Origin of the sequence: Paenibacillus favisporus, from assembly GCF_040545415.1 — a bacterium.
GTDB classification, from domain to species: domain Bacteria; phylum Bacillota; class Bacilli; order Paenibacillales; family Paenibacillaceae; genus Paenibacillus_AQ; species Paenibacillus_AQ favisporus.
The window spans coordinates 119,754-132,005 of sequence record NZ_JBEPLV010000007.1; the positions used below are offsets into that span (position 1 = coordinate 119,754).

The following is a 12,252-nucleotide window of genomic DNA, read 5'->3' on the forward strand; positions in this document are numbered from 1 at the left end:
GGTGTCGTTATGCGTAAAAATTAGGCACCTGCCTCGAAAGGGCTTACAACAAGGAAGATTTCGGCATTTTAAAATGGCAGTTGACACATGGTCGGTAACTCATTATGATGTTGCTAGCAATGAAATTGAGAATCATTATCAAATTGATCCATCCCCTTTCTTCTATAAGAAAATAGAGGAAGTTTTTCTTGAGGTTACAGAAACATTCAGCCCCGCTGAAAATGTATACATTCTATAATCTTAAAAAAGGAGCTGCTTTGAACTTGAAGTTACATACGATCATTCCCGCCGGTATTATTCTCTCCTCCCTGCTCTTCGCAGGCTGCTCGGAGAAAGAAAGCGCGGATCCTGCTGCCGGCGAGACGAAGACTGAGACGTCAGCCGCTAATACCAACACATCGGCGCAAAGCGCCGGTACCGATACAGCTGCAGCGCAGACGGCCGATTTCAGCGCAGCCGTGGAATCCTACCGCACTTTCGCGGTGGAGCAGTGCGATCAATTCGTGAAGCAAACGGAAAAATTCACCGAAGCGGTGAAAGCCGGCAAGCTCGAGGAAGCGAAGGCCCTGTACGCCCCGGCCCGTTCCTATTACGAGCGGATCGAACCGATTGCCGAGGCGCTTGGCAATCTGGATCCGGACATTGACGCCCGCGTGAACGATGTGGATGCCGCCGAATGGCGCGGATTCCACCGGATCGAGAAGGGACTGTGGGAGGATAAGACAACCAAAGGCCATGAAGCCTTTGCCGACCGGCTTCTGCAGGACGCGCAGCTGCTTCGGGCCAAGGTGGAGACGGTCGATATTGACGCCAGCCTGATGGTAACCGGAGCGGTTGAGCTGCTGAACGAAGTGTCTTCCTCCAAGGTAACCGGCGAGGAAGAGCTGTACTCCCATACGGACTTGTACGATTTTGCGGCCAATGTGGAAGGCGCCGCCAAGATTTACGAAATCCTGAAGCCCGACCTGGCCAAAAAGGACCCGGATCTAGAAAAGCAGATCGGGGAGCGATTTGATGCGCTCAAGAAAGAGCTGGACGCCTATAAGAAAGGCGACGGATACGTCAGCTACACCGAGCTGAAAGAGGACGAAGTCCGCAAGCTCAGCCAAAACCTGGATGCCCTGGCGGAGCCGCTGTCGAATATGGGCACCCTGCTTGGAGTGTAAAGCATGTCAAACCATGAGCATGAGAAAACCAAAGATTCGTCGATTTTGAAAAAGCCGCTGTCCCGCCGCGACTTGTTGCGGCTGGCGGGCACTGGCGGCCTGGGACTGGTCATCGGGGGCGCCGGTATCGGCAGCCTCTTCGCTGCGAAGGAGCGGAAGACCGCGGCGGCCGTTGCCGGCCATCCTGTCACCGAAGACCGCATCCCGTTCTACGGGAAGCATCAGGCCGGCATTATCACCCCCTCACAAAACTTCATATACTTCGCCGCTTTCGACGTGACCACGACCGATGCGAAGGAGCTGAAGAAGCTGTTTCAAGCCTGGACTGCCGCAGCTGCGGCCATGACCGAAGGCTCCATGCTCGGGGAAGAGAGCGCCAATCACAACCTGCCGCCGGTGGATACCGGAGAGTCGGCAGGTCTTTCACCTTCCCGGCTGACCCTGACGTTCGGCGCGGGACCGTCCCTGTTTGATTCGCGCTTCGGGCTCGCCTCAAAAAGGCCGGCGAATTTCAGCGATCTCCCGGCCTTTAACGGGGATCAGCTGGACGCCCGCTGGTGCGGCGGCGATTTGGCCGTCCAGGCCTGCGCGGACGACCTGCAGGTGGCGTTTCACGCCATCCGCAATCTGGCGCGCATTGCCCGCGGCACGGCCGTGCTCCGCTGGACCCAGGAGGGCTTCCAGCGCACCGGCAGCGCCGACCCCGCAGGCGGAACCCCGCGGAATCTGCTCGGCTTCAAGGACGGCACGGCCAATCCGGATACGACAAGCAGCGAGCAGATGAACCGGGTCGTTTGGGCCGGGGCCGAAGGCGGCGCAGCCTGGATGGCCGGCGGCAGCTACATGGCGGTGCGCCGGATCCGGATGCGGATCGAGGTGTGGGACCGATCCTCCCTCAAGGATCAGGAGGAGACGTTCGGACGGTACCGGGCCAGCGGCGCACCGCTTGGCGGACAGCACGAGTTCGACAAGGTCGACCTGTCCGTCAAGGGGCCTGACGGATCGCCGGCTATTCCGGCCAATTCGCATATGGCGCTCGCCCGCGGAGACGGCTCCGTACAGATCCTCCGCCGCTCCTATTCTTATTCGGGGGGCATGGACGCCAAGACCGGCCAGCTGGATGCCGGACTGCTCTTTATCTGCTTCCAGCGCGACCTGCAGAAACAGTTCATCCCCCTTCAGGAGAAGCTTGCGAAGAGCGACCGGCTGAACGAATATATTCAGCATGTCGGGAGCGCGGTGTTCGCCTGCTTCCCCGGCGCCTCTTCGGGAGGTTATATCGGAGAGACGCTGCTCTAGCCCGTAGATATCAAACTCTAGCAGAATTGACATAAAGGAGACTTCACCATGCTGCGAAGCAACCTTACGCCTCGTACCGGACGATGGAACCGCCCGCTGCTCGGCGCCCTGCTGACCCTTGCGATGCTCCTCCTGAGCATCTTGGCCCCGCACGCCGAAGCGGAAGAAAATTCCGCTCTGGACTCCCTCCTGCCTTCTGTAGGCAGCGCCCTGGTTGAAGCGGGCCAGCAGGAATGGTCCAAAGCGAGCGAGGATCTGAACCAATTCAAACAGCTCTGGGAGCCGGTCAAAGCCGGGGACTCAGATCATGCCGGCTTAACCGCAGCCGTCGATGCTGCGCTTCAAGACGCGCAGAGCAAGCTTGCAAGCGGCGGACCGGAGGCAAAAACCGCGCTGTCCGCATTGGCCAAGGCGGTCAACGCATACGTCACCGCAGCCGAGAGCTCGACCGGATCTTCCGGCGCGGCCATAAGCGGTGTAGAATCGGCCAAGAAGCTGCTGCCTCTGGCGCAGGACAGCTTGAAGGCCATGCAGGCGGGGGACTGGGGCGCGGCCAAGCGCAGCTATCAGTCAATCGTAGATGCATGGCCGACGGCAGAAACTCCGATCCGCAGCGATAACTTCACGGTCTACGGACAGCTTGAAACCGGGATCAGCCTCGTGCGGATCGCCCTTCAGGCTGAGCCGGTACGCGAAGAGCAGGCCGTGCAGGAAATGCAGAAGCTGACTACGCTGATGACCGGTTATACCGAAGGAAAAATCGCTGCCGCCGATGCCGGTAGTGACGGAAATTACCGGCTATCCGACGTGCTGGGCATCCTCGAAACCGCACGCCAGGATGCGCAGGCCGGCCGCAGCAGCGAAGCGGCGGACCAGATGACGAAGTTCATTTCCATCTGGCCGGCGGTCGAGGGCGAGGTGCGGGTATCCGCTCCGGACCTTTACACGGATATTGAAAATAAAATGTCGGCCGTTTCCGGCTACCTGCTCTCCAGTCCGCCCAAACTGGATGAAGCCGTAAAGGTCATGGACGCGATGAAGTCCTCCCTCACCCCGCTTGCGGTCGATCACAAATATACCGCTTGGGATGCCGCGCTGATTCTGCTCCGTGAAGGCCTGGAGGCCATTCTCGTGCTGTCCGCCCTGCTGTCTTATTTGAAGCGAAGCGGAAATACGCGCGGCCAGAAATGGATTTGGGGCGGAGCCGGGTCAGGTCTCGTCCTCAGCCTCCTGCTCGCAGTCGTGCTCACCTTCTCCATCTCCAAAGCGGCTTCAGGCAGCGCCCGCGAGCTGATCGAAGGCATCACCGGTCTGGTGGCCGTGGTGATGATGCTGACCGTCGGGCAATGGCTGCACAGCAAGTCAAACACGGCCGCCTGGAACAAATACGTAGGCAGCCAGATGGATCAGGCGATGGCCCGAGGAAGCCTGTGGTCTCTTTTCGTGCTGGCCGGTCTGGCCGTCCTGCGTGAAGGCGCGGAAACGACCATTTTCTATGCCGGGATGGCCTCCTCCATTGACATGGGGCAGCTGATCCTTGGAATCGCCGGCGCCTTTGCCGTTCTGGCCGTGCTCGCTTATGCGATTATCGTGCTCAGTGCCCGCCTGCCTCTGCGCGGCTTTTTCCTGGCGGCGACGGTGCTGATCTACTACCTGGTTTTCCGTTTCCTCGGCGACAGCATCCATTCGCTCCAGGTCTCGGGTCGCATTCCCGCCCATTCGGAACCCGGGCTGCCGTCCGTATCCTGGCTTGGCATGTATCCGACCTGGGAAACGTTCATTCCACAGATGGTCGTGCTTGCTTTCGTGCTATGGCAGCTGATTCGCGTGGAACTGCGGAATACGCAGGGATCCAAGGCACGCGCATAAATCTCTAATAAAAACCGGACTCTAAGGAGTCCGGTTTTTTGCGCTTCGCTTTTACAGAAATTTAACATTCCCGCCCCTTGTAAACGTAAGACAAATGGCCTATGATGGGGATGAAACAAAAATTATTTTCTCAAAATCAGAATCAATCATTAAAATTATTTTCATGATCTTCAGCATCAATCGTTTTAACCAAGGAGGCTTGCGATTGGCACCTATATTACACGCCTTGGCGCAGGAACAGGAACGGCTGTCCCAGCAGGAGCGCCGGATCGCCGATTTTATCCTCTCCTCCCCTTCCGAAGTCGTTCACATGGGGATCAAGGAGCTGGCCGAGCAGTGCGGGACCAGTCCCGCAACCGTAACCCGGTTCTGCAAAGCGTTCCATCTCAAGGGCTACCCGGATCTAAAAGTGAAGCTGTCCGCCGAAATCGCCCATACGGAAATGCAGGAGCGGAGCGGCATATCTTCCTATCAGGATATCGTGGCCAACAATCCGTTATCCCAAATCGTAGAGGCCATGGAAGCCAACCATCTGGCCTCCATCCGCGACACGACGTCCCTGCTCGACATGGACCGTCTGGCCCAGGCGATCCGCCTGCTCTGCGCCGCCGATCGGATCGACTTGTACGGGGTAGCCACCTCGTCCATCGTCGCCCAGGATTTCTACCAGAAGCTGATCCGGATCGGTAAGAACTGTACCGCCTTCGCTGATTCACATATGCAGATTACTTCCGCCTCGACGCTGTCGGGCCGGGATGTGGCGGTCGCCATCTCCTATTCCGGGGAAACGCTCGAAACGATCGATGCGCTGGCCTGCGCCAAAGACAGCGGGGCAGCGACCATTTCGCTGACGTCGTACAGCAGCAATACGCTGGCTGCCATGGCCGATATTCCTTTGTTTGCCTCTTCCCTGGAAAAAGGAATGCGCCGGGGAGACATGGCTTCGCGCATCGCCCAGCTCCATCTCGTCGACATCCTGTTTATGGGGATGAACAGCGAGCAGTTCGGACAGTATGTTCCCAAGCTGGAGCAGTCCTACCATAACGTACAGAATTACCGAAAATCCAGAGGAGGTCATTTTCAAGCATGAACATTTATACGTTTAAAAACGAAGCTGATTTTAACGCCACCGGGGCCAGCCTGATCGCCGGCCTGCTTCATACCAAACCGAGAGCGGTACTCGGCCTGGCCACAGGCAGCACCCCGGTAGGAATTTATGGACGGCTTATCGAAATGTACCAGCAGGGCCTGGTCAGCTTTGCGAAAGCATCCAGCTACAATCTGGACGAGTACGTCGGCCTGCCTGACGGCCATTCGGAGAGCTACCGTACCTTTATGAATGAGAAGCTGTTCAACCATATCGATATTCAGCTTGAAAATACGCATGTTCCAAACGGCAACGCCGCCGATCTGGAGGAAGAATGCGTCAAGTACGACGCCATGCTGGAGCAGAACGGCCCGGTGGACCTGCAAATTCTCGGCATCGGCCACAACGGGCATATCGGGTTCAATGAGCCCGATGACAGCCTGGACGGCGGAACGCACGTGGCTGAGCTTCAGGAAAAAACCCGCACGGCAAACGCACGCTTCTTCCCATCGCTGGACGATGTGCCCAAGCACGCGATTACCATGGGGGTCGGCAGCATTCTAAAGGCCAAGCAGATTCTGCTGCTCGTTCGCGGCGAAGACAAGGCTGAGATCGTGAAGCGCGCGCTGAAAGGACCGATTACGACGCAGTGCCCGGCATCGCTGCTTCAATGCCATCCGAACGTCGTGGTGCTGCTGGATCAAGGTGCAGGGAGGTTGTTAGGATGAGTGAAGAAAACGTACAGCTCTTGTACGGCAAGGTCGTAACGCCGGCAGGGGTATTGGAAGAAGGAGCCGTCGCCATCCAGGACGGCAAGATCGTCTATGCGGGGCTTGCCCGCGATCTGCCGCAGCGCTGGACAGACTCTGCTGCAAGCCAATACAAATCGGACGGATACATCGTTCCCGGCTTTATTGATGTCCACGTGCATGGAGGCAACGGCCAGGATTTTATGGATTCAAACAAGGAAGTGCTGGATACCATTACCGCCTTCCACTGCTCACAGGGAACCACCTCGATTCTTCCGACGACCATGACCGCGCCAAAGGCCGCGATCGACCGCGTCCTCAAGGAGGTTCACGAGTATACGCAGCATGACATGCCTTACGCAACCGTGGAGGGCGTTCATTTGGAAGGGCCTTTTATCAGCCCGAAATGGCCGGGAGCGCAAAATCCGGAGCATATCGTCCTGCCAAATGTAGAATGGCTGGAAGAATGGGAAGCTGCGTATCCGGGTCTCGTTCGCCAGGTGACGCTGGCGCCGGAGCGCGAAGGCGCGCTGAACGCGATCGCCTGGATGACCGAGCACGGGATCAACGCCGCGCTGGGCCATACGGATGCGACGTACGACGAGGTGGAAGCGGCCGTGGAAGCCGGTCTGCGCCAAGGCGTGCATACCTTTAACGCGATGACGCCGCTGCACCACCGCAAGCCCGGAACCGCAGGGGCGGTGCTGAGCGACCCGCGCATTCACGCGGAAATCATCGCCGACGGCATCCATGTGCACCCGGCCTGCATCTCCATCCTGGCCCGGTTGAAGCAGGATAACAATCTGCTCCTGATTACGGACGCCATGTCTGCAGCCGGACTCGGGGACGGGGAATACATGATCGGCGACCTTCCGGTTGAAGTGCATGACGGAATCGCTACCTTGAAGGGTCAGCGGGACAGTCTTGCCGGAAGTACCTTGACGATGATTAAAGGCTTCCGCTACCTCATCAACAACGTAGGCCTGTCGATCGAAGAGGCGTCCCTCGCCGCCAGCTTCAATCCGGCCAAACGGCTGCGGATTGAAGACCGCACCGGCACGATCGAAATCGGCAAGCAGGCAGACGTTCTGCTGCTGGATAACCAGCTGGATATTCAAGGCGTTTGGGTTAAAGGACGTAAGGTATTTTAAAAAACGGATTATGTATAAGGGGCTGTCCATAACAAGCTTATGGCAGCCCCTTTTTATCGGCAATTTTACCGATTGGTCGTATCAAAATGGTGAACCGGGGCATTGTAATTGGTAGTGCGGTTGCCATTCCCGGCATTCATTGGGAAGATGCGCTCCACCATCGTCGACAGGTCGGACATGAGTCCTTTGATCGGATGTCCTCCTTGTGTTTGTGCCGATAAGTTAGCCAACCCTTGGACAAAGCCCGGATTTGCAGATACATAGACGTTCTTGATTGTGTTATCCGTGCTCTTGATCGTATTGGCGATACGGTCTTTGATATCGGACGTGATCGTGTCATTGCGGTAATCGCTGTAACCTCCGGCACCCATCAGGCCGGTACGGTTACCGGTGGAACCCACGGCATTGCCGGTACCCATACCGTTGTTGGTGCCTACCCCGTTATCCGTCGTGCCTGCCGTACCGTACGTCGTCATATTATAGCCGTTGTTCCCCGTAATGCTGGCCCCTTTAGACGAATAGTTGCGGATGTTATGATGCGCTGCAGCGGGATTTGGAGCGGTTCCGCGTACACCGTTACGCACCGTTCCGGATTTCGACCGGTTATTGAAGCTGCTTCCATTGCCTGTTCCGGCATTGTTAAAGCTGCTTCCGTTCATCATGTTGTGGGTACCGCCGTAGCTTTTCGCTCCCATGTTGCCGCCTGTGTTGCTTGCGGTATCCCGAAGGGAAACGGCAACGTAGGCCGTATCACCGGCCACGAGAACGTTGGCGGATTTAACTTCCTTCATGGCCGCCACTTTATCGGACAGCTTTTGCGACAATTGGGCATTCGTCAAGTTATGGGTGGTCGCTGCGTTGCCGTTATTCGTGCTGTTTGTATTGTATGTGTAGCCTTTCGGACTGATCAAGCCGTTTTCCCGCAGGGAATTCACGCCGATACGGCCCGTTCTGCCGTTGCCGTCAATGACGTTTTTGGTGCGGATGTTCGTATTTGCAGGCTCCTTCGTCGTACAGCCGGCAACGCCGGCCATGCTCACGAGCAGGGCTGCTGATACCGAAAGACTAATCGCTTTGGATCGTAGCATGAGTTCATCCTCCATCTCTAATAGGTGTATTAATAACACCATTTAGGATGACCACCCGCATGATCCGGTATGCTGAAAGGTTTTGGCATGGCGGGAGCCGGTGCTACTGCAGCTGCTCAAGTTCCAGATATGCATCTTTGGGTACCAAATAAGCTAAAGGATCGCCGCTCCGCAGGATCCATACCTGTTCGGGGTGATCCGGCTCGACCGCGATGAGGTAAACTTCCGGTTCCTTTTTTAATCCGCTTAAAGTAACCGTAATGGTACCAACGATCACTTCATGGCTTAAAGTCGAAGCGCGGCGGGTACCCCCGTCTTGCCCCAACTCGCGAAGCTTACGAATCCTGGATTCCGCTTGACTTACAGGCAGCTCGCTTCCATTAAGCAGCCATCCGCCCCCTAACATGCTCTCTTCCGCCACAGCCGGTTCCCGCTGCAAAATCCAGGATTGGTTTTTCCCTTCCCACTCCACACTCCGGACCTCTTTATCATTCCATTGGAATATCCCCGTCGACTCCTGGATTTGCTCTCCATTTGCAGCTATTGTTTCCCGGGCCGAATCCGGCGGGTTCGCTTCACGATCCGCTATGAGTGTTGCGACAATAACGACCAAAAGCAGGCACCCGGCCACTCCTAACCACTTCTTAACGTGCATGGCTCATCCCCCATTTGCTTGAAGACATTCGATTTCACCCTTCCTTGCCTTCATTTTACCCATTCGCCCGAGATCTTTGCATCAGCCGCGGAAATGGTTGGATCGCCTAATACCGAACGTTTCTCCTCCACATACGATAGATCATGACCTAATACACAGGAGGTAGATGCATGAATACGGTTGTCGTGACAGGCGGCGCGGGATTTATCGGCTCACATCTTGTCCGTCGTCTTGCGTCTCTTGGTTCGCAGGTGCATGTGATTGATAATCTGTCCACGGGCCGAGCCGAAAAGGTCCCCGCTGAGGCGGTTCTTCATACGCTTGATATTCGGAGCCCGGATGCCTATAAGATGATTGTTTCCATTCAGCCGGATGTCGTTGTCCATTTGGCTGCGCAGGCGGATGTTCAGCAATCGATACGGGATCCATTCCTGGATATGGACATTAACATTGGGGGCACGCTTAACATACTGAACGCCTGCAGGGAAGCAAAGGTCCGCAAGTTCATCTTTGCTTCCACATCAGGTGTATACGGTAACCTGCAGAAGGACATCATGACGGAAAGTGACCCCACGCTCCCGATCTCCTTCTATGGCCTTTCCAAGCTGACCGGCGAGCAGTACATTCGTTTATACACATCCTTATTCGGGTTGTCCCATGCCATTCTCCGCTTCGCCAACGTGTACGGACCGGGTCAGACCGCGAAGGGAGAAGGCGGCGTCGTGGCCATCTTTATGGACCGGATCCACCATGACCGGCAGCTGGTTGTCAACGGCGACGGAAATCAGACGCGGGACTTTATTTATGTCAAGGATGTCGTCGAAGCACTCATCGCGGCAAGCAGCCATCCGGAGGATTTGACGCTGCATGTCAGCACCGGAAAAGCGGCTACGGTTAACGATTTGGTGTCGTTCCTCCGTAAGTTTCATTCCCGTCAAATTCATGTGCAGCACGGCCCAGACAAGTCTGGAGATATCCGTCACAGCTGCTTATCGAATCAAGCGATTCAGCGAAAGCTGCTTTGGAAACCCGTCTATTCGCTGGAACAGGGGCTTCAAGAGACGTATCGAAGTTTCATTGTTGGTTCTCAATAAAACCCATACAGGTTAATTGATCCGTTTCGAAGAATAAGTACTTGAGTTATGCAAAGTATAAAAAACACCGTCCGGGATCAAACCGGACGGCTATGTTAAGTTACAGATTTAACCGTTCCTTTTAGCCAGTAGTCTCCCGATATCACGCCCCGTTCATCCGCTGACCGAACGCTCAGATAAAAGACGGACATGCCTGGATCGGCATAGAACGAGCAGCTTTCCCGGGTACGCCCTTTTTCAAAGCAGGTTTCTAGCGTCCAATAAATGACCGGTCCGTCCGGAGTGTCTTTACGCAGTATGAATTCCATTTCTCCCATGTCCCAGTAAATGGATTTCACCCAGGTAACATCGATTTCAAGCTCGATGAGATCCCCCGGCGAGACCTGCTGAAGCGACACCGAGGTCAGCACGATTTCCTGTTTTCCGACCGTAAAGGGTGTATAGGAACCTTCAGAGGCACCTAATTTAGCATGATATTTCATCACAGGATCCCTTCTTTTCTCAAATGTTGTACAGCATCTCGATGATGCTCACGCAATATACATGAGGATTAAATTCCGCTCTGAGCCTAGTCTGCGCAGCATTCCGAATGGTTTCGCGCAACTGATGATCCTTTATCAGGCTAAGTCCCTCCAACACTGCCTGCGAAACGTTGCCGAGCGTGTAATTTTTGCCTGTAACGTTGTGTTTGATTGTCAGGGCCACCCCATCCGAATTCGTTGCCAGTACGGGGCATCGGCAGCTCATTGCTTCCAGTACCGATACCGGCCCTCCTTCTACCTTAGAGGTCGAGCACATAAATCCCCCGGAATCCCCGATGGCCGAATAATAATACTGCATCTCCTCATTCGGAATGTTGGAGAACAAAGATAACCGAGGCTCAAGGTCCAGCGCTTTGATCGTCTGAACAAACTGCTCGCGCTGGTCAGGATCGGACAAATTGGAATCTTCGAACATCCACATCTGCAAATCAGGCACATAGTAGGAAAGCTGGTGACCGATATATAAAAATTCCTTCCAGTTTTTGTTATCCTCCATTCGACCGAGCCAGGCGATCACAGGGTAAGTTAGCGGGATCGTCTTACGGTAAGTAAATGCCTCGGCATCAAAGCAGTTGGGAATATGATACTGTGGTATATGCGGGAACAATTCCTGGAACAATGCCGCAATATGCGGCGTGCAGGGGTTGAGCAGCGCGGATGCGAACGCATTGACATAGGGTACGGCTTCGATTAGTTTTTTCCTTGCGACTTCCTTAGGCCCATACCCTTGAATTTCAAGCACCATCTTACCGGTATAACCGAGGTTACGAAAACGGGGAAAGCTCATATGGTCCGTCGTAACAACGATCACGTCATAACCCCCGGTATCCAAAATTCGCTTAATTTCCAAATCATCATTCGTTATAAAGATCGGAAAATCGGCCTTATTCTGCATGCCTGCCCCCCAGTAATAGTACAAGCATGAAGCCTCAATCCCGTAATTTCTCAGCTGTTGGCACCGTAGACGGTTAATCGAATCCATTCCTCCACTGGGCACATAAAACACAAATAATACTTTCACGTTGAAATCCCCCCGTTCTGCCCCTCATGGGGTCCGTACGGTGTCTTCCTGCGTATACACCGCGATAAGCATCCCTTGGTACTTAACTCTGAAAATAACACCTGTATGCGCGAACGAATTGATGTTGGTGACCAGCACAATCTGAAAAGGCGAATGATTCGTAACGATGTCCGGAACGGCTACGGTCTGGCCCGCCCCGACATGAATCAGGCCCAAATGGAACAATCCCTTTTCTCCATATCCGTGAATGAGCATTTCAAAGGGCTCTATCCCTTGATTGCTGATCTCCAAGTCAAGGGATTGAATATACCGGCAGTCAATTGGTGTATTAGCGGCTGATTCCAGACGTAGTATCGACATGACCATTCCTCCAGAGCAGAAGTCTTTTATATCATGTTATGGATTTAACCAACAAGGGTACGGGCTGATGCTAGGGAGAAGAGCACCTATTTGTTTATTCCCAGTAAACGTACATCCAAGCAACTTCCCTCCCGGCGCATTTAATAATATGTAGTCGTATTCATATTTTTG

12 protein-coding genes are annotated in these 12,252 nt (G+C 54.9%); 7 read left to right on the plus strand and 5 right to left on the minus strand.

What is annotated here, in order from left to right:
* Positions 1 to 263: 263 nt before the first annotated feature.
* From efeO to nagA, 6 genes are all read left to right on the plus strand, one after another.
* Positions 264 to 1,166, plus strand: coding sequence for an iron uptake system protein EfeO (efeO, locus tag ABID47_RS26870; protein WP_354501368.1), 903 nt, complete (start codon positions 264 to 266; stop codon positions 1,164 to 1,166).
* Between the two features lie 3 nt (positions 1,167 to 1,169).
* Positions 1,170 to 2,465 (plus strand): iron uptake transporter deferrochelatase/peroxidase subunit, encoded by a 1,296-nt coding sequence (gene efeB / locus ABID47_RS26875; RefSeq protein ID WP_354501370.1) that lies wholly within the window; start codon positions 1,170 to 1,172, stop codon positions 2,463 to 2,465.
* Between the two features lie 48 nt (positions 2,466 to 2,513).
* Positions 2,514 to 4,334, plus strand: a complete 1,821-nt coding sequence (locus ABID47_RS26880) for an FTR1 family iron permease (protein ID WP_354501372.1) — start codon at positions 2,514 to 2,516, stop codon at positions 4,332 to 4,334.
* 205 nt (positions 4,335 to 4,539) lie between these two features.
* Positions 4,540 to 5,424 (plus strand): MurR/RpiR family transcriptional regulator, encoded by an 885-nt coding sequence (locus ABID47_RS26885; protein ID WP_354501374.1) that lies wholly within the window; start codon positions 4,540 to 4,542, stop codon positions 5,422 to 5,424.
* Positions 5,421 to 6,149 (plus strand): glucosamine-6-phosphate deaminase, encoded by a 729-nt coding sequence (nagB, locus tag ABID47_RS26890; RefSeq protein WP_354501376.1) that lies wholly within the window; start codon positions 5,421 to 5,423, stop codon positions 6,147 to 6,149. Before ABID47_RS26885 ends, nagB begins: the two co-directional genes overlap by 4 nt.
* Entirely contained in the window at positions 6,146 to 7,321 is a 1,176-nt protein-coding gene (gene nagA, locus ABID47_RS26895) for an N-acetylglucosamine-6-phosphate deacetylase (protein WP_354501378.1), read from the plus strand. The genes nagB and nagA overlap by 4 nt, the downstream gene beginning before the upstream one ends.
* Before the next feature lie 65 nt (positions 7,322 to 7,386).
* On the opposite strand, the gene ABID47_RS26900 is transcribed toward nagA, so the two are convergent.
* Together ABID47_RS26900 and ABID47_RS26905 are read right to left on the minus strand one after the other, a co-directional pair.
* Positions 7,387 to 8,409 (minus strand): YhcN/YlaJ family sporulation lipoprotein, encoded by a 1,023-nt coding sequence (locus tag ABID47_RS26900; protein ID WP_354501380.1) that lies wholly within the window; start codon positions 8,407 to 8,409, stop codon positions 7,387 to 7,389.
* A gap of 103 nt (positions 8,410 to 8,512) precedes the next feature.
* Entirely contained in the window at positions 8,513 to 9,064 is a 552-nt protein-coding gene (locus ABID47_RS26905) for a hypothetical protein (protein WP_354501382.1), read from the minus strand.
* 170 nt (positions 9,065 to 9,234) lie between these two features.
* On the opposite strand from ABID47_RS26905, the gene ABID47_RS26910 reads away from it, so the two are divergent.
* Entirely contained in the window at positions 9,235 to 10,158 is a 924-nt protein-coding gene (locus tag ABID47_RS26910) for an NAD-dependent epimerase/dehydratase family protein (RefSeq protein ID WP_354501384.1), read from the plus strand.
* 95 nt (positions 10,159 to 10,253) lie between these two features.
* Here ABID47_RS26910 and ABID47_RS26915 read toward each other — a convergent pair whose 3' ends face one another.
* From ABID47_RS26915 to ABID47_RS26925, 3 genes are read right to left on the minus strand one after another with little or no spacing between them, the layout of a single operon-like run.
* Positions 10,254 to 10,640: a hypothetical protein gene (locus tag ABID47_RS26915; RefSeq protein ID WP_354501386.1), complete on the minus strand. Its 387-nt coding sequence runs from the start codon at positions 10,638 to 10,640 to the stop codon at positions 10,254 to 10,256.
* A gap of 19 nt (positions 10,641 to 10,659) precedes the next feature.
* On the minus strand, positions 10,660 to 11,721 hold the full coding sequence (locus ABID47_RS26920; protein WP_354501388.1) for a glycosyltransferase family 4 protein: 1,062 nt from the start codon (positions 11,719 to 11,721) through the stop codon (positions 10,660 to 10,662).
* A 24-nt stretch (positions 11,722 to 11,745) separates the two neighbouring features.
* Positions 11,746 to 12,081, minus strand: a complete 336-nt coding sequence (locus ABID47_RS26925; protein WP_354501390.1) for a hypothetical protein — start codon at positions 12,079 to 12,081, stop codon at positions 11,746 to 11,748.
* Between the last annotated feature and the right edge of the window lie 171 nt (positions 12,082 to 12,252).

Excerpts from the sequence above, each read along its gene's own strand:
- nagA (WP_354501378.1), top strand. The coding sequence starts at position 6,146 with ATGAGTGAAGAAAACGTACAGCTCTTGTACGGCAAGGTCGTAACGCCG.
- ABID47_RS26900 (WP_354501380.1), bottom strand. The coding sequence starts at position 8,409 with ATGCTACGATCCAAAGCGATTAGTCTTTCGGTATCAGCAGCCCTGCTC.
- ABID47_RS26880 (WP_354501372.1), top strand. The coding sequence starts at position 2,514 with ATGCTGCGAAGCAACCTTACGCCTCGTACCGGACGATGGAACCGCCCG.
- nagB (WP_354501376.1), top strand. The coding sequence starts at position 5,421 with ATGAACATTTATACGTTTAAAAACGAAGCTGATTTTAACGCCACCGGG.
- ABID47_RS26915 (WP_354501386.1), bottom strand. The coding sequence starts at position 10,640 with ATGAAATATCATGCTAAATTAGGTGCCTCTGAAGGTTCCTATACACCC.
- ABID47_RS26905 (WP_354501382.1), bottom strand. The coding sequence starts at position 9,064 with ATGCACGTTAAGAAGTGGTTAGGAGTGGCCGGGTGCCTGCTTTTGGTC.
- ABID47_RS26925 (WP_354501390.1), bottom strand. The coding sequence starts at position 12,081 with ATGTCGATACTACGTCTGGAATCAGCCGCTAATACACCAATTGACTGC.
- efeB (WP_354501370.1), top strand. The coding sequence starts at position 1,170 with ATGTCAAACCATGAGCATGAGAAAACCAAAGATTCGTCGATTTTGAAA.
- ABID47_RS26910 (WP_354501384.1), top strand. The coding sequence starts at position 9,235 with ATGAATACGGTTGTCGTGACAGGCGGCGCGGGATTTATCGGCTCACAT.